This is a genomic window from Pseudomonas sp. B7, from assembly GCF_016735645.1.
Classification (GTDB): Bacteria; Pseudomonadota; Gammaproteobacteria; order Pseudomonadales; family Pseudomonadaceae; genus Aquipseudomonas; species Aquipseudomonas glycinae.
The window spans coordinates 1-16,918 of the sequence record NZ_JAERRE010000010.1; the positions used below are offsets into that span (position 1 = coordinate 1).

The following is a 16,918-nucleotide window of genomic DNA, read 5'->3' on the forward strand; positions in this document are numbered from 1 at the left end:
GCGACCGTTTGGCGAAGCCAAACACATCGAGAGGAGGTGCAGCGAAGCAAACCGTAGGCGATGCCCCCGGATCAATCCCGGAGCGAAGGAACCCGAGCCACAGCGAGGGCCGAACGTCAGGGTAAAGCCTTTTGGGTTACCTTTTCGGCGTTTGGAAAAGGTGACTCGCCGTAAGGGCGAAACCCTAAGAAGCCGTTACCGCAGCAACGGATATTCACCCAACCCCCAAGAACATCCGATAACCGCCCACAAAAAAATGCCCCAATCTCTCGACCAGGGCATTTTCATTCAACTCAACCTACACAAAAAGCCTCAGTGCGAAACCGCCCCACTAGCCCCCAACCCAGTCTGCGAACGCACAAACTGCGGGAAGAACAGCGCACGCTCATTCTCGGCTTCGGCCGACTTATCGGTGACCGAGAAGAACCAGATCCCGATAAACGCAATGATCATCGAGAACAACGCCGGATACTCGTAAGGGAAGATCGCCTTCTCATGATGCAGAATCTGCACCCAGATGGTCGGGCCAAGAATCATCAGACCCACCGCACTCACCAGGCCCAGCCAGCCGCCAATCATGGCGCCACGAGTGGTCAGCTTCTTCCAGTACATCGAAAGCAGCAGCACCGGGAAGTTGCAGCTTGCCGCGATGGAGAACGCCAGGCCAACCATGAACGCAATGTTCTGGCTTTCGAACAGGATGCCCAGGCCAATGGCCAGAACGCCCAGCGCGATGGTGGTGATCTTCGAAACGCGGATCTCATCCTTCTCGTTGGCCTTGCCCTTCTTGATCACGCTGGCGTACAGGTCGTGAGACACCGCCGAAGCCCCGGCCAGGGTCAGACCGGCCACGACCGCCAGAATGGTCGCGAACGCTACCGCCGAGATGAAGCCGAGGAACACGCTGCCGCCCACGGCATTGGCCAGGTGCACCGCCGCCATGTTGTTGCCGCCGAGTAGAGCGCCCGCCGCATCTTTGAAGGCCGGGTTGGTGCTGACCAGCAGGATCGCGCCGAAGCCGATGATGAAGGTCAGGATGTAGAAGTAGCCAATGAAACCGGTCGCGTACAGCACGCTCTTACGGGCTTCTTTCGCGTCGCTAACGGTGAAGAAGCGCATCAGGATGTGCGGCAGGCCGGCGGTACCGAACATCAGCGCCAGACCCAGGGAGAACGCCGAGATCGGGTCTTTGACCAGACCGCCCGGGCTCATGATCGCTTCACCCTTGGCGTGAACCTTGATGGCTTCGGAGAACAGGGTGTTGAAGTCGAAGTTGACGTGCTTCATCACCATCAGCGCCATGAACGAGGCACCGGACAGCAACAGCACCGCCTTGATGATCTGCACCCAGGTAGTCGCCAGCATGCCGCCGAACAGCACGTACAGGCACATCAGGATACCGACCAGAATCACCGCGACGTGGTAGTCGAGACCGAACAGCAGCTGGATCAGCTTGCCGGCACCGACCATTTGCGCGATCAGGTAGAACGCTACCACCACCAGCGAACCGCAGGCCGACAGGGTGCGGATCTGGGTTTGCCCGAGGCGGTAGGACGCCACGTCGGCAAAGGTGTATTTACCCAAGTTACGCAGACGCTCGGCGATCAGGAACAGAATGATCGGCCAGCCCACCAGGAAGCCGATCGAGTAGATCAGGCCGTCGTAGCCGGAGGTGAACACCAGCGCGGAAATACCCAGGAAGGACGCCGCCGACATGTAGTCACCGGCAATTGCCAGACCGTTCTGGAAACCGGTGATCTTGCCGCCCGCCGCATAGTAGTCGGCCGCCGACTTGTTGCGCTTGGACGCCCAGTAGGTGATGCACAGGGTCGCGCCAACGAACACCACGAACATGACGATCGCGGAAACGTTGAGTGGTTGTTTGTGGACTTCGCCGGTCAGGGCGTCAGCGGCCCAGACGGCCGGAGCGAACGCTGCGATGCTCAAAAGAGCCAGTAGACGCCGGATCATTGCTGAGCCTCCTTGAGAATCGCGTTGTTCAGGTCGTCGAACTCGCCATTGGCGCGGCGCACGTAAATGCCGGTCAGGATGAAGGCCGAGACAATCAGTCCGACACCGATCGGGATGCCCCAGGTGATGGATGATTCGGGACTGATTTTCGTCCCGAGCACTTGCGGCCCGTACGCGATCAGAAGGATGAAGCCGGAGTAGAGCCCGAGCATGATCGCCGAGAGTATCCAGGCGAACCTTTCTCTTTTCTTGACCAGCTCCTTGAAGCGCGGGCTGTTCTGAATCGAGAGGTAAATGCTGTCGTTCATTGTTTTTATCCTCGCAGCACAGATTTTTATTTTTGGAACATATCCACTGTATGCGGCTGCGAGCCGGGTTCCAGACGACCTTAGTAGTAGAACGCCATGACGTTTTTGCCAATTTCCAGACGGATCGAAAACGGCCAACGCTGCCTATTAATAGAGGACAAACAAAAAAGGCCGCCCGACGGTCATGTCGGGCGGCCCTGGGAAGCGCAGATTAGACGCTTCGGCTTAAATCACTTGGTCCAGTCGGCAACACGCTCAGGGTGCTTGGCAACCCAATCCTTGGCCGCTGCGTCAGGTTTTGCACCGTCCTGAATTGCCAGCATGACTTCGCCGATTTCGTCTTTCGAAGCCCACTGGAAGTTCTTCAGGAACTTGGCCACTTCCGGCGCCTTGGTCGCCAGTTCCTTGCTGCCGATGCTGTTCACGGTTTCAGCCGCGCCATACACGCCTTTCGGGTCGTCGAGGAAGCGCAGTTTCCACTTGGCGAACATCCAGTGCGGCACCCAGCCGGTGACGGCGATGGATTCGTTTTTCTTCTCGGCGCGAGTCAGCTCGGCAATCATGCCGGCGCCGGAACTGGCCTTGAGGGTGTATTTGTCGAGGCCGTAATCCTTGATCGCCTGATCGGTCTTGAGCATCACGCCCGAACCGGCATCGATGCCGACGATGCGATTCTTGAAGGAGTCGTCGGTTTTCAGGTCTTCGATGGTCTTGGCCTTGACGTACTCCGGCACGATCAGACCGATTTTCGCGTCCTTGAAGTTCGGGCCGTAATCGACGACCTGATCCTTGTTCTTGGTCCAGTATTCGCCGTGGGTCACTGGCAGCCAGGCCGAGAGCATGGCGTCGAGTTTGCCGGTGGCAACGCCCTGCCACATGATGCCGGTGGCGACGGCCTGCAGTTTCACGTCGTAGCCGAGTTTCTGCTTGATCACTTCGGCTGCCACGTGAGTGGTCGCGACGCTGTCGGACCAGCCGTCAACGTAACCGATGTTCAGGGTCTGTTTTTCAGCGCTGGCGAAAGTGGAGCTCATCGCAAGTACCAGAGCGGCACCTGCGCCTAAAAGTCGTCGCATCTTCATCGTTACTTCCCCGAAATGCTGCGCCCGGCGGATGCCGGGCATCGTCAACGTATTGTTATGGTGCACAGCGCCCCCATCACGCCTGACCGCAAACTCGTTAGAACATCAGCGGAGTACTGACGCTTTTGATCATCAACCTGACGCCCGATAAGACCTGCTCTGCCAGCGACCTCGAAGCAATGAGAAACGACATCAGAAAGCCATTAACTGCGTCCGGATATTTGGCGCCAGACAATCCGCCCGAACTTTGCATGTCAAAATCGTGCGGGCCACCAACCTGCTTATAAATGCAGGTAACATGCGTCGCTTTGCAGCCACTCGGCCTGACCATGTCCGCGACTTCCCGTTTCCCCTTTCTTCCCTATCTGTTCGCCTGCCTGCTCGGGCTGTTTGCCCTGTGCGGTTTCTGGTACGGCCTCGGTAAACCGGTGATCCTGCCGGACGTCGCCACCCCTACCCACAAGCTGCAATGCGCCTCCTATACCCCGTTCGACAAAGACCAGTCGCCGTTCGACGTGCCGTTCAAACTGCGCCCGGAGCGCATGGACGCCGACCTCGCCCTGCTCGCCACCCGCTTTGAATGCATCCGCACCTACTCAATGAGCGGCCTCGAAGCGCTGCCGGATCTGGCGCGCAAACATGGTTTGAAGTTGATGATCGGTGCGTGGGTCAACAGCAATCCGGTGGACACCGAGAAGGAAGTCGACTTGCTGATCGCCTCGGCCAACGCCAACCCGGATGTGGTCAGCGCCGTGATCGTCGGCAACGAAGCCTTGCTGCGCAAAGAGGTTACCGCGACCCAGCTGGTGAAGCTGATCAACAAGGTCAAGAGCCACATCAAGCAGCCGGTGACCTATGCCGATGTCTGGGAGTTCTGGCTCAAGCACCCGGAAGTCGCGCCGGCGGTTGATTTCCTGACCATTCATTTGCTGCCGTACTGGGAAGACGATCCGTCGAACATCGACGCCGCGCTGCATCATGTAGCGGAAGTGCGCCAGGTGTTCGGCAACAAGTTCGCCCCCAAGGACGTGATGATTGGCGAAACCGGCTGGCCGAGCGAAGGTCGCCAGCGCGAGACCGCCCTGCCGAGCCGGGTCAACGAGGCCAAGTTCATTCGTGGTTTTGTCACCCTCGCCGAAAAGGAGGGCTGGCGTTACAACCTGATCGAAGCGTTCGACCAGCCATGGAAGCGCGGCAGCGAAGGCGCGGTCGGCGGTTACTGGGGGCTGTTCGATGCTGATCGCCAAGACAAGGGCGTGCTGGCCGGCCCGGTGTCGAACGTGCCGTACTGGTCGCAGTGGCTGGCGGTCGGCGGGCTGATTTTCCTCGGAACATTGCTGCTGGGCGGTCGGGTTAGTACGACGCGTTCGGCACTGATCCTGCCGCTGCTCGGCGCCCTCGCCGCCTGTTCGATCGGTGCCTGGAGTGATCTGGCCCGGGTCACCACGCGGTTTGCCAGCGAATGGTTGTGGGTCGGGTTGCTGACGGCTTTGAATCTGTTGGTGCTGGCCCATGCCGCGCTGACCTTGAGCGCCCGTAATGGCTGGCGTGAACGGGCGTTCAACGCTTTCGAGCGACGGGCCGGCTGGCTGGTGGCGGCAGCCGGTTTTGCCGCTGCGGTGATGATGCTGGAGTTGGTGTTCGATCCGCGCTATCGCAGCTTCCCGAGCGTGGCGTTCATCCTGCCGGCGCTGGTTTACCTGTGCCGTCCAGTGCGAGTGGCCCGTCGAGAGATTGCCCTGCTGACCTTCATCATCGGCGCAGGCATTGCGCCGCAGCTGTTCCGTGAAGGATTGCAGAATCAGCAGGCGTGGGGTTGGGCGCTGGTCAGCGTGTTGATGGTGGCTGCACTTTGGCGCTGCCTGCGGGTTCGCGAGGGTTGACTCATAGAGATTACCCGCGATGACTGACGATCAGGCGTCGCGGGATTCCCGGACCAGTCGCAACCCGGCAATCACCACCGCAAACACCGCCAGCGTCGTGTTGTACAGCGCCAGCGCCGGCAACCCGAACACCAGCGCCAGCACCGCCAGCCACCACCCTGCCCATCCCGGCACGACAAAACCGATCACCGCAGCCGCGACCGCCGCCCAGCCCAGCATCTGGAAATGAATCATCAGGCCCAGGTTCGAGCGCACCGAGCATTCCCAGCGGCTCGCCTCATCCACGCAGATGCCCACCCACTGCGCATCCTCCATGAAGCCATAACGCGCGCCATAACTGGCGGCCAGCCACAGCGGCAACAGAACGAGCAGCAGAATCACGGGCAAGCGGCGGGACATGGAACACTCCAATCGATGAAATCGGCGGCCAGCTTAATCTGCCGCCGCGCATACGCAAGGACTAACAACTCTTAACTGGTCATTCCTTCCTTGCAAAGTGTATCGTCCGGCTACTATTACTCCGAATTCCGTCAGTTTGGTGCCGTGGCATGGCACTTTGGCGCAAACCCGGTGGTCATAGCCTGCGAACCTCATTCGGCACCTTCCTCTAAGGGATCTAGTCATGCTCCGTTCCTTGCGCTTCGCCGCCCTGTTTGGCGGCCTTATTCTGAGTGCGTCCGCGCTGGCGGTGGATATCGACGCCGCCAGCTATGGCTATCCCCTGACCAACCCGTTCGAGGCGACCATCGCCACCACGCCGCCGGACTTGCGCCCTGATCTGCCACTGGACGACGACATCGATCAGACTGATCGCAGCGTCACCCTGCGCCCCGAGCGCGAATTCATCCTGCCGGACAATTTCTGGCCAGTGAAAAAACTGACCTATCGCATCGCCACCCAGGACAAGGCCGCACCGCTGATCTTTCTGATCGCCGGCACCGGCGCGCGCTACGACAGCACGCTCAACGAATACCTGAAGAAGCTTTATTACAAGGCCGGTTACCACGTCGTGCAGCTGTCATCGCCGACCAGCTTCGACTTCATGAGCGCCGCCTCGCGTTTCGCCACCCCCGGCGTGACCAAGGAAGATGCCGAAGACATGTACCGGGTGATGCAGGCCGTGCGGGCGCAGAACCCGAAACTGCCGGTCACTGACTATTACCTCAGCGGCTACAGCCTCGGCGCGCTGGACGCGGCGTTCGTGGCCCATCTGGATGAAACCCGGCGCAGCTTCAACTTCAAGAAAGTCCTGCTGCTGAATCCGCCGGTCAACCTCTACACCTCTATCACCAACCTCGACAAGCTGGTGCAGACCGAGGTCAAGGGCATCAACAACAGCACCACCTTCTATGAACTGGTGCTGAGCAAACTGACCCGCTACTTCCAGCAAAAAGGCTACATCGACCTCAACGATGCACTGCTCTACGACTTCCAGCAGTCCAAGCAGCACCTGAGCAACGAACAGATGGCGATGCTGATCGGCACCTCGTTCCGTTTCTCGGCGGCGGATATCGCGTTCACTTCCGACCTGATCAACCGTCGCGGCCTGATCACTCCGCCGAAATTCCCGATCACCGAAGGCACTAGCCTCACGCCGTTCCTAAAGCGTGCGCTGCAGTGCGACTTCGACTGCTACCTCACCGAACAGGTGATCCCGATGTGGCGCGCCCGCACAGACGGCGGCAGCCTGCTGCAACTGATCGATCAGGTGAGCCTGTACGCCCTGAAGGATTACCTGCACGACAGCCCGAAAATCGCCGTCATGCACAACGCCGATGACGTGATCCTCGGCCCGGGCGACCTCGGTTTCCTGCGCCGGACCTTCGGCGATCGCCTGACCGTTTACCCGCTGGGCGGCCATTGCGGCAACCTTAACTACCGCGTCAACAGCGACGCCATGCTGGAGTTCTTCCGTGGCTAAATATCTCCTGCTGATTGCAGCGCTCCTCAGTGCAGGTATGGCCCAGGCCGACAACAGCAAAGCCAATGCACCGGTGGTCATCGACAGCGACGGCTTCAAGGAGCCGCTGTCCAAACTCAAATTCAACCCGGGGCTGGATCAGCGCGAGTTCGAGCGCTCGACCCTCAGCGCGCTGAACGTCTACGACCCGCTGGAAGAGTGGAACCGCCGCGTCTACCACTTCAACTACCGCTTCGACCAATGGGTGTTCCTGCCGGTGGTCGATGGCTATCGCTACATCACCCCGAGCTTCGTGCGCACCGGCGTGAGCAACTTCTTCAACAACATTGGCGACGTGCCGAACCTGGTCAACAGCCTGTTGCAGTTCAAGGGCAAGCGCTCGATGGAAACCACCGCGCGCCTGCTGCTCAACACCACTATCGGCATCGCCGGGCTCTGGGATCCGGCCACAGCCATGGGCCTGCCGCGCCAGAACGAAGACTTCGGCCAGACCCTGGGCTTCTATGGCGTGCCGGGCGGTGCTTACTTCGTGCTGCCAATCCTCGGCCCGTCGAACCTGCGCGATACCGCAGGTCTGGCCGTGGACTACACCGCCGAGTCCGCGATCAACTTCCTCAACGTCTCGGAAGTCAGCTCCAACCATCCGGAAGTCTGGGTACTGCGCGGCGTCGACAAGCGTTACCAGACCAGCTTCCGCTACGGCCAGCTGAACTCACCGTTCGAGTACGAGAAGGTGCGCTACGTCTACACCGAGTCGCGCAAGTTGCAGATCGCCGAGTAAAAATGCCAGCCACAAAAAAGGCCATTCGATGCGAATCGAATGGCCTTTTTGTTTGCTTCAGGATTTAGCCTTTCAGGGCTTTCCAGACTTTGCCGATCACGGACACGCCCGCCAGCACAACCGCACCCGCGATGATCCCCGCCACGCCGTTCAACAGCATCGGCACCACAAACCCGGCGCCACCGGCCGCTGCGCCGACGCTTTCGATCCAGTGATGCACCACCGGCACGCCGTGGGTCAGGATGCCGCCACCGACCAGGAACATCGCAGCAGTGCCGATTACCGACAGGCTTTTCATCATGTAAGGCGCCGCACGCAGAATGCTGTTGCCGATGCTTTTGGCCATCTGCCCGGGCTTCTGGGTCAGCCACAGACCGAGGTCATCGAGTTTGACGATGCCGGCCACCAGACCGTAAACGCCTACGGTCATGACGATGGCGATGCCCGACATCACGATCACTTGCTGGGTCAGCGAAGCATCGGCCACGGTGCCGAGGGTGATGGCGATAATTTCCGCCGAGAGGATAAAGTCGGTGCGGATCGCGCCCTTGATCTTGTCCTTCTCGTACGCCACCAGATCGGTTGCCGGATCAGCCACGGCTTCAACCAACTGCGCATGCTCGGCCTCGTCTTCAGCCTTGCTGTGCAGGAATTTGTGCGCGAGTTTTTCGAAACCTTCGAAACACAGGTAGGCGCCACCGACCATCAACAGTGGCGTCACCAGCCACGGCACGAACGCACTGATCGCCAGCGCCGACGGCACCAGAATCAGTTTGTTGACGAACGAGCCCTTGGCCACCGCCCAAACGACGGGGATTTCCCGCTCCGCGCGTACGCCGGAGACCTGCTGGGCATTGAGCGCCAAGTCGTCGCCGAGCACGCCGGCGGTCTTCTTGGCAGCCATTTTGGTCATCAACGCAACGTCGTCCAGAACGGTGGCGATGTCGTCGATCAGCACCAGCAAACTGCTTCCTGCCATGAATCTTGTTTCCTTATGTGAATAATGCCGCGCAGCATACCGCGACTGCAGGCCACACGGGGCATTGTTGAGCGCCGCGCGAGGCCGGTGCTACCATGCGCAACCGCCAGAACAGGCAAGGAACCACCGGGTTTATGAGCACAATCCGCGAGCGCAACAAAGAACTGATCCTGCGTGCAGCCAGTGAAGAGTTTGCCGACAAGGGCTTCGCTGCGACCAAAACCAGCGACATCGCCGCCAAGGCAGGACTGCCCAAGCCCAACGTCTATTACTACTTCAAGTCCAAGGAAAACCTCTACCGCGAGGTGCTGGAAAGTATCATCGTGCCGATTCTGCAGGCCTCGACCCCGTTCAACCCGGACGGCGTACCGAGCGAAGTGCTGAGCGGCTACATCCGCTCGAAGATCCGCATCTCCCGCGACCTGCCCTTCGCCTCCAAGGTGTTCGCCAGCGAAATCATGCACGGCGCCCCGCACCTGAGCGCCGACCTGGTCGAGCAGCTCAACGGCCAGGCCAAGCATAATATCGACTGCATCCAGACCTGGATCGACCGCGGCCAGATCGCCCCGATCGACCCCAACCACCTGATGTTCAGCATCTGGGCCGCAACCCAGACCTACGCCGACTTCGACTGGCAGATCTCCGCCGTCACCGGCAAGGACAAGCTCGACGAAGCCGACTATGAAGCGGCAGCACAAACCATCATCCGGTTGGTGCTCAAGGGCTGCGAGCCGGACTGAAGTCCGCACCTCCAGACACAAACAAGCCCGCCCTCACATCATCCTGTGAGGGCGGGCTTGTGCGTTTCAGCGACTATCCGGTTTTAGCCACTCAGGCCGCCACCCCCGCATCCGCCCGCAGGTCCAGTGCCTCCACGGCCTTGATTGCCACCTGCTCATCGATGTCCGACAGATCGCCGCTGATGCCGATCGCACCCAGCACGTTCCCCGCCTGATCCCGAATCAGTACACCACCCGGTGCCGGCACGACGCTGCCCTGCCCCATGCTGTTGAGCGCGGCGATGAACGCCGGGCGTTGTTGCGCGTCCAGCGCCAGCAGGCGTGAGCCCTTGCCCAGGGCGATGGCACCCCAGGCTTTGCCGATGGCGATGTTCGGGCGCAGCAGGCTGGCGCCGTCTTCGCGTTGCAAGGTGACCAGATGGCCGCCGGTATCCAGTACCGCGATGGTCAGCGGCGCGGCGGAGATGGCCCGCCCTGCGCTGATGGCTTCGTTGACCAGCTTGACTGCGACTTTCAAGGTTAAAGCGCTCATGGTGCCGTCCTCATTTTGTTATTGGGAAAGTCGTTGGGCTGCGCGTTTGTGCCGCAGCCCGATGCAACAAATAGAACACAATGAATTATTTTTTTGTATACAATAATTCTCGAAAAGCGCCTCGTGCGACGAAAAGCCACAGCAGAACAGGCTTCCGACGAATGAAACAGGCGCTTGAGAAAATGGATTGACCTGCGCCGTCCGCCGTGAATACACTCTGCGCAAAGCCACTTGTATACAATTACAAAACGTAAAGAGGCACAAAACCATGAGCAAAATGAGAGCAATCGAAGCCGCCGTTCTGGTGATGCGCCGTGAAGGGGTTGATACCGCTTTTGGCATTCCAGGCGCTGCAATCAACCCGCTGTACTCCGCCCTGCAGAAAGTCGGTGGCATCGATCACGTCCTCGCTCGCCACGTTGAAGGCGCCTCGCACATGGCCGAGGGCTACACCCGCACCAAGGCCGGCAACATCGGCGTGTGCATCGGTACTTCCGGCCCGGCCGGTACCGACATGGTCACCGGTCTGTACAGCGCCTCCGCGGACTCGATCCCGATCCTCTGCATCACCGGGCAAGCCCCCCGCGCCCGTATGCACAAGGAAGACTTCCAGGCCGTCGACATCACCAGCATCGTCAAGCCGGTGACCAAGTGGGCGACCACCGTTCTAGAGCCGGGCCAGGTGCCTTACGCCTTCCAGAAAGCCTTCTACGAAATGCGCTCCGGCCGTCCAGGCCCGGTGCTGATCGACCTGCCGTTCGACGTGCAGATGGCTGAAATCGAATTCGACATTGACGCTTACCAGCCACTGCCGCTGGCCAAGCCGAGCGCGACCCGCGTGCAAGTCGAAAAAGCCCTGGCGATGCTGGACCAGGCCGAGCGTCCATTGCTGGTGGCCGGCGGCGGCATCATCAACGCCGACGCCAGCGAGCTGCTGGTCGAGTTCGCCGAACTGACCGGCATTCCAGTTATTCCGACCCTGATGGGCTGGGGCACCATTCCGGACGATCACCCACTGATGGTCGGCATGGTCGGTCTGCAGACTTCGCACCGTTACGGCAACGCCACCCTGCTCAAGTCCGACGTGGTGCTGGGTGTCGGCAACCGCTGGGCCAACCGTCACACCGGCTCGGTCGACGTTTACACCGAAGGCCGCAAGTTCATTCACGTCGACATCGAACCGACCCAGATCGGCCGCGTGTTCACCCCGGACCTGGGCATCGTTTCCGACGCCGCTGCCGCGCTGACCGTGTTCATCGAAGTCGCCCGTGAATGGCAAGCCGCCGGCAAACTGAAAAACCGCAGCGCCTGGCTGCAAGACTGCCAGCAGCGCAAAGCCAGCCTGCACCGCAAGACCCACTTCGACAATGTGCCGGTCAAGCCGCAGCGCGTTTACGAAGAAATGAACCAGGTGTTCGGCAAGGACACCTGCTACGTCAGCACCATCGGTCTGTCGCAGATTGCCGGCGCGCAGTTCCTGCACGTCTACAAGCCGCGTCACTGGATCAACTGTGGCCAGGCCGGCCCGTTGGGCTGGACCATTCCGGCAGCGCTGGGCGTGGTGAAGGCCGATCCGAACCGTAAAGTCGTGGCCCTGTCGGGGGACTATGACTTCCAGTTCATGATCGAAGAACTGGCGGTCGGCGCTCAGTTCAAACTGCCGTACATCCACGTCGTGGTGAACAACTCGTACCTGGGGCTGATCCGTCAGGCCCAGCGCGGGTTCGATATGGACTACTGCGTGCAGCTGTCCTTCGATAACCTGAACGCGCCGGAACTCAACGGTTATGGTGTCGACCACGTGGCAGTCGCCGAAGGCCTTGGCTGCAAGGCACTGCGTGTGTTCGAACCGGCTGACATCGCTCCTGCCCTGCGCAAGGCCGAAGAGCTGATCGAAGAGTTCAAGGTGCCGGTGATCGTCGAGATCATTCTGGAGCGTGTGACCAACATCTCCATGGGGACCGAGATCAACGCCGTCAACGAATTCGAAGACCTGGCGCTGGTCGGCAACGATGCGCCTACCGCGATTTCGTTGCTCGACTGAACGTAACCGGCTCCCTCTCCCTCCGGGAGAGGGGACTTGATCGCGTTCAGTCTGACCAACCGTGTCAAAACTGTTTTAGGAGACCACCATGCCGCGTTTCGCAGCCAACCTGTCCATGCTGTTCACCGAACAGGATTTCCTTGCCCGTTTCGACGCCGCCGCCAAGGCTGGCTTCAGCGGTGTCGAGTACCTGTTCCCGTACGATTTCAGCTCCGCCGAAATCAAGGCCAGACTCGACGCCAACGGTCTGACCCAAGTGCTGTTCAACCTGCCGGCCGGTGACTGGGCCAAGGGCGAGCGCGGTATCGCGTGCCTGCCGGACCGGGTCGAAGAGTTCCGCGCCGGGGTCGATCTGGCCATCGCTTACGCACAGGTGCTGGGCAACACCCAGGTCAACTGCCTGGCCGGTATCCGTCCGCAGGGCGTGGACGATGCCACCGTTGAAAAGACCTTCGTCGCCAACCTCAAGTACGCCGCCGACAAGCTGCAAGCCGTCGGCATCAAACTGGTGATGGAAGCGATCAACACCCGCGACATCCCGGGTTTCTACCTGAACAACACGGCGCAAGCCCTGTCGATTCGCGAGCAGGTCGGCAGCGCCAACCTGTTCCTGCAATACGACATCTACCACATGCAAATCATGGAAGGCGATCTGGCCCGCACCCTGCAATCGCACCTGGCCGAGATCAACCATGTGCAGCTCGCCGACAACCCGGGCCGCAACGAGCCGGGCACTGGCGAAATCAACTACCGCTTCCTGTTCGAACACCTCGATCGCATCGGTTATCAGGGCTGGGTCGGCTGCGAGTACAAACCGCTGACCACCACTGAAGCGGGCCTCGGCTGGCTGAAGACCCACAACGCGATCTGACCCCTATTTGCTTGAGCAAGACAAAAACAAGAGGAATTTCTCATGGCTAAAATCGGATTTATCGGCACCGGCATCATGGGCCACCCAATGGCGGCGAACCTGCAGAAAGCCGGTCACAGCCTGTTCCTGTCGGCGCACCACGATGCTGCCCCTGCCGACCTGGTCGCCGCTGGCGCCGTCGCTCTGGCCAACCCGCGCGAAGTGGCCCAGGAAGCTGAATTCATCATCGTCATGGTGCCGGATACCCCGCAGGTCGAAGACGTGCTGTTCCGCGCCGACGGCGTCGCGGCCGGCATCGGCAAAGGCAAGGTGGTGATCGACATGAGCTCGATCTCGCCGACCGCCACCAAGGCTTTCGCCGCGAAGATCAACGAGAAAGGTGCGCAATACCTCGACGCCCCGGTGTCCGGCGGTGAAGTCGGCGCCAAGGCCGCGACCCTGAGCATCATGGTCGGTGGCGACGCCGATGCCTTCGAACGCGCACTGCCGCTGTTCCAGGCCATGGGCAAGAACATCACCCTGGTCGGTGGCAATGGCGACGGTCAGACCGCCAAGGTGGCGAACCAGATCATCGTTGCCCTGAATATTCAGGCCGTCGCCGAAGCCCTGCTGTTCGCCTCGAAAAACGGTGCCGATCCAGCCAAGGTGCGTGAAGCACTGATGGGTGGTTTCGCCTCCTCGAAGATTCTCGAAGTGCACGGCGAGCGCATGATCAAGGGCACCTTCGATCCGGGCTTCCGCATCAGCCTGCACCAGAAGGACCTGAACCTGGCCCTGCAAGGCGCCAAGGAGCTGAACATCAACCTGCCGAACACCGCCAACGCCCAGCAAGTGTTCAGCACCTGCGCGGCCATCGGTGGCAGCAACTGGGACCACTCGGCGCTGATCAAGGGCCTGGAACACATGGCCAACTTCTCGATTCGCGACAAGAAGTAAGTTGCGTCCCTGACCCGCTCCCTGTGGGAGCGGGCTTGCCCGCGATGGCATCGACTCGCTCGGCCTGAAAGACCGCAGCGCCTGAATCGCTGGCAAGCCAGCTCCCATAAGGATCGCGTCGCTGCATCGCTGTCGCTCTATCCCAATAACAAGAATTCCGGGAGCCCGCCATGTCGGTCGATCCGCAACAACTGCTGCGCGAGCTGTTTGCCACAGCCATCGACGCGGCCCATCCGAACCAGGTCCTCGAAGCGCATCTGCCCGCCGATCGCACAGGTCGCGTGATCGTCATCGGCGCCGGCAAGGCTGCCGCTGCCATGGCGCAAGTGGTCGAGCGCTGCTGGGAAGGTGAAGTTTCGGGTCTTGTGGTGACCCGCTACGGTCACGGCGCCCCGTGCGAAAAAATCGAAGTGGTCGAAGCCGCGCACCCGGTGCCGGACGCTGCCGGGCTGGCCGTGGCCAAGCGCGTGCTGGAACTGGTCAGCAACCTGACCGAAGACGACCGCGTGATTTTCCTGTTGTCCGGCGGCGGCTCTGCCCTGCTGGCGCTGCCGGCCGAAGGCATCACCCTGGCCGACAAGCAGTCGATCAACAAAGCCCTGCTCAAATCCGGCGCAACCATCGGCGAGATGAACTGCGTGCGCAAGCACCTCTCGGCGATCAAGGGCGGACGCCTGGGCGAAGCCTGCTGGCCAGCGACTGTTTATACCTACGCGATTTCCGATGTGCCGGGCGATCTCGCCACGGTCATCGCCTCCGGCCCGACCGTGGCCGACCCGAGCACCAGCGCCGAAGCGCTGGCGATCATCAAGCGCTACGGCATCGAGATCCCGGCCTCCGTGCGCAGCTGGCTGCAAAGCCCGGAATCGGAAACCGTCAAACCCGGTGATCCGAGCCTGGCCCGCAGTCACTTCCAGTTGATCGCCCGCCCCCAGCAATCGCTGGATGCGGCGGCGGTGAAATGCCGTCAGGCCGGTTTCAGCACGCTGATCCTCGGCGACCTGGAAGGCGAATCCCGCGAAGTGGCGAAAGTCCACGCCGGCATCGCGCGCCAGATCATCCATCACGGTCAGCCGCTGGCGGCGCCGTGCGTGATTCTCTCCGGTGGCGAAACCACGGTGACCGTGCGCGGCAATGGCCGTGGCGGACGCAACGCCGAATTCCTCCTCAGCCTCACCGACAGCCTCAAGGGCCAGCCCGGCGTCTATGCGCTGGCCGGTGACACCGACGGCATCGACGGCTCGGAAGACAACGCCGGCGCAATCATGACCCCGGACAGCTACGCCCGCGCCGCCGCCCTGGGCCTGAGCGCCAGCGACGAGCTGGATAACAACAACGGTTACGGCTACTTCGCGGCGCTCGATGCGCTGATCGTCACCGAGCCGACCCGCACCAACGTCAACGACTTCCGCGCCATCCTGATCCTCGAGAGCTCTAAATCATGACGCCTGATAAAAAGGTCAAAATCCTCGCCACCCTCGGGCCTGCCGTCGACGGCATCGAAGACATCCGCGAGCTGGTCGAGGCCGGGGTCAATATCTTCCGCCTCAACTTCAGCCACGGCGACCACGCCGACCACGCCAAGCGCTATCAGTGGATCCGCGAAGTCGAGCGCCAGCTCAACTACCCACTCGGGATCCTGATGGACCTGCAAGGGCCGAAGCTGCGGGTCGGCAAGTTCGCTGACGGCAAGGTTCAGCTGCATCGCGGTCAGGCGTTCCGCCTCGATCTGGACGCAACGCCGGGCGATGAGCGCCGGGTGAACCTGCCGCATCCGGAGATCATCGCGGCACTGGAAGCCGGGATGGATCTGCTGCTCGATGACGGCAAACTGCGTCTGCGCGTCGTCACCAAATACTCCGACGCGATCGACACCACCGTGCTCAATGGCGGTGAATTGTCGGACCGCAAAGGCGTGAACGTGCCGCAAGCGGTGCTCGACCTGAGCCCGCTGACCAACAAGGATCGTCGCGACCTGAGCTTCGGTCTGGAGCTGGGTGTGGACTGGGTCGCGCTGTCGTTCGTGCAGCGCCCGCAAGACATCCTTGAGGCCCGCGAACTGATCGGCGACAAGGCGTTCCTGATGGCGAAAATCGAGAAGCCGTCGGCGGTCGAGCAACTGCGCGAGATCGCCGAACTGAGCGACGCGATCATGGTGGCACGCGGTGATCTGGGCGTGGAAGTGCCCGCCGAGAGCGTGCCGCAGATCCAGAAAAACATCATCACCACCTGCCGTCATCTCGGCAAACCGGTGGTGGTGGCGACGCAGATGCTCGAGTCGATGCGCTTCTCCCCGGCCCCGACCCGCGCCGAAGTCACCGACGTCGCCAACGCCGTGGCCGAAGGTGCCGATGCGGTGATGCTGTCGGCGGAAACCGCGTCCGGCGAATACCCGCTGGAAGCCGTGCAGATGATGAGCAAGATCATCCGCCAGGTGGAGAACGGTCCGGACTACCAGACCCAACTCGACGTCAGCCGCCCGAAAGCCGAAGCGACCGTGTCCGATGCGATCAGCTGCGCAATCCGCCGGATCAGCAACGTGCTGCCGGTGGCGGTGCTGGTCAACTACAGCGAGTCCGGCGCATCGAGTCTGCGTGCGGCGCGGGAGCGGCCGAAAGCGCCGATCCTGAACCTGACGCCGAACCTGCAGACCGCCCGCCGGTTGAGCGTGGCGTGGGGCATTCATTCGGTGGTCAATGATCGCCTGCGTCAGGTGGATGAGGTGTGCTCGACCGCGCTGGAAATCGCTCAGGCGCAAGGAATGGCCGAGCGTGGCGATACGTTGCTGATCACCGCGGGTGTGCCGTTCGGGCAGCCGGGGTCGACTAATTCGCTGCGGATCGAAACATTGATTTAAGCAACACCTGTGT

General features: G+C 61.2%; 15 protein-coding genes. 9 read left to right on the forward strand and 6 right to left on the reverse strand.

Translation table 11 applies throughout. The annotated features are described in order from the left end of the window. Positions 1 to 312 precede the first annotated feature (312 nt). From JKA62_RS21390 to JKA62_RS21400, 3 genes are all read right to left on the reverse strand, one after another. Entirely contained in the window at positions 313 to 1,971 is a 1,659-nt protein-coding gene (locus tag JKA62_RS21390) for a cation acetate symporter (RefSeq protein ID WP_011333112.1), read from the reverse strand. Further along, positions 1,968 to 2,279: a DUF485 domain-containing protein gene (locus JKA62_RS21395; protein WP_011333111.1), complete on the reverse strand. Its 312-nt coding sequence runs from the start codon at positions 2,277 to 2,279 to the stop codon at positions 1,968 to 1,970. Before JKA62_RS21395 ends, JKA62_RS21390 begins: the two co-directional genes overlap by 4 nt. Before the next feature lie 230 nt (positions 2,280 to 2,509). Continuing rightward, positions 2,510 to 3,361 carry a glycine betaine ABC transporter substrate-binding protein gene (locus JKA62_RS21400; RefSeq protein WP_011333110.1) on the reverse strand — a complete coding sequence of 284 codons (852 nt, stop codon included), beginning with the start codon at positions 3,359 to 3,361 and terminating at the stop codon, positions 2,510 to 2,512. A gap of 287 nt (positions 3,362 to 3,648) precedes the next feature. Here JKA62_RS21400 and JKA62_RS21405 point away from each other — a divergent pair, with 287 nt between their 5' ends. Beyond that, positions 3,649 to 5,244 (forward strand): glycoside hydrolase family 17 protein, encoded by a 1,596-nt coding sequence (locus JKA62_RS21405; protein WP_011333109.1) that lies wholly within the window; start codon positions 3,649 to 3,651, stop codon positions 5,242 to 5,244. Between the two features lie 30 nt (positions 5,245 to 5,274). On the opposite strand, the gene JKA62_RS21410 is transcribed toward JKA62_RS21405, so the two are convergent. Continuing rightward, positions 5,275 to 5,643 carry a hypothetical protein gene (locus JKA62_RS21410; RefSeq protein ID WP_201819334.1) on the reverse strand — a complete coding sequence of 123 codons (369 nt, stop codon included), beginning with the start codon at positions 5,641 to 5,643 and terminating at the stop codon, positions 5,275 to 5,277. A gap of 223 nt (positions 5,644 to 5,866) precedes the next feature. Between JKA62_RS21410 and JKA62_RS21415 the strand changes: the two genes are divergently transcribed. Continuing rightward, positions 5,867 to 7,165: a serine/threonine protein kinase gene (locus tag JKA62_RS21415; protein ID WP_201819337.1), complete on the forward strand. Its 1,299-nt coding sequence runs from the start codon at positions 5,867 to 5,869 to the stop codon at positions 7,163 to 7,165. Then, complete coding sequence (locus tag JKA62_RS21420) at positions 7,158 to 7,946, forward strand: MlaA family lipoprotein (protein WP_011333106.1); 789 nt, start codon at positions 7,158 to 7,160, stop codon at positions 7,944 to 7,946. Before JKA62_RS21415 ends, JKA62_RS21420 begins: the two co-directional genes overlap by 8 nt. A 64-nt stretch (positions 7,947 to 8,010) precedes the next feature. Here the strand turns inward: JKA62_RS21420 and JKA62_RS21425 are convergent, their stop codons facing one another. After that, complete coding sequence (locus JKA62_RS21425) at positions 8,011 to 8,925, reverse strand: DUF808 domain-containing protein (RefSeq protein WP_011333105.1); 915 nt, start codon at positions 8,923 to 8,925, stop codon at positions 8,011 to 8,013. Between the two features lie 134 nt (positions 8,926 to 9,059). Between JKA62_RS21425 and JKA62_RS21430 the strand changes: the two genes are divergently transcribed. Beyond that, complete coding sequence (locus JKA62_RS21430) at positions 9,060 to 9,665, forward strand: TetR/AcrR family transcriptional regulator (protein ID WP_007959290.1); 606 nt, start codon at positions 9,060 to 9,062, stop codon at positions 9,663 to 9,665. Between the two features lie 91 nt (positions 9,666 to 9,756). Here the strand turns inward: JKA62_RS21430 and JKA62_RS21435 are convergent, their stop codons facing one another. Then, positions 9,757 to 10,197, reverse strand: a complete 441-nt coding sequence (locus JKA62_RS21435; RefSeq protein ID WP_007959289.1) for a GlcG/HbpS family heme-binding protein — start codon at positions 10,195 to 10,197, stop codon at positions 9,757 to 9,759. A 268-nt stretch (positions 10,198 to 10,465) separates the two neighbouring features. On the opposite strand from JKA62_RS21435, the gene gcl reads away from it, so the two are divergent. The 5 genes from gcl to pyk all read left to right on the forward strand — a co-directional run bounded on the left by gcl (position 10,466) and on the right by pyk (position 16,905). Next, complete coding sequence (gene gcl / locus JKA62_RS21440) at positions 10,466 to 12,241, forward strand: glyoxylate carboligase (protein ID WP_064594456.1); 1,776 nt, start codon at positions 10,466 to 10,468, stop codon at positions 12,239 to 12,241. A gap of 88 nt (positions 12,242 to 12,329) precedes the next feature. Beyond that, on the forward strand, positions 12,330 to 13,112 hold the full coding sequence (hyi, locus tag JKA62_RS21445) for a hydroxypyruvate isomerase (RefSeq protein ID WP_011333102.1): 783 nt from the start codon (positions 12,330 to 12,332) through the stop codon (positions 13,110 to 13,112). Positions 13,113 to 13,154: 42 nt separating this feature from the next. After that, the gene (locus JKA62_RS21450; RefSeq protein ID WP_085605836.1) at positions 13,155 to 14,048 is read left to right on the forward strand and encodes a 2-hydroxy-3-oxopropionate reductase; all 894 of its coding nucleotides are present in this window, start codon (positions 13,155 to 13,157) and stop codon (positions 14,046 to 14,048) included. A 170-nt stretch (positions 14,049 to 14,218) separates the two neighbouring features. Next, positions 14,219 to 15,493, forward strand: a complete 1,275-nt coding sequence (locus JKA62_RS21455; RefSeq protein WP_201819340.1) for a glycerate kinase type-2 family protein — start codon at positions 14,219 to 14,221, stop codon at positions 15,491 to 15,493. Further along, on the forward strand, positions 15,490 to 16,905 hold the full coding sequence (gene pyk, locus JKA62_RS21460; RefSeq protein ID WP_201819344.1) for a pyruvate kinase: 1,416 nt from the start codon (positions 15,490 to 15,492) through the stop codon (positions 16,903 to 16,905). Before JKA62_RS21455 ends, pyk begins: the two co-directional genes overlap by 4 nt. Positions 16,906 to 16,918: the final 13 nt, after the last annotated feature.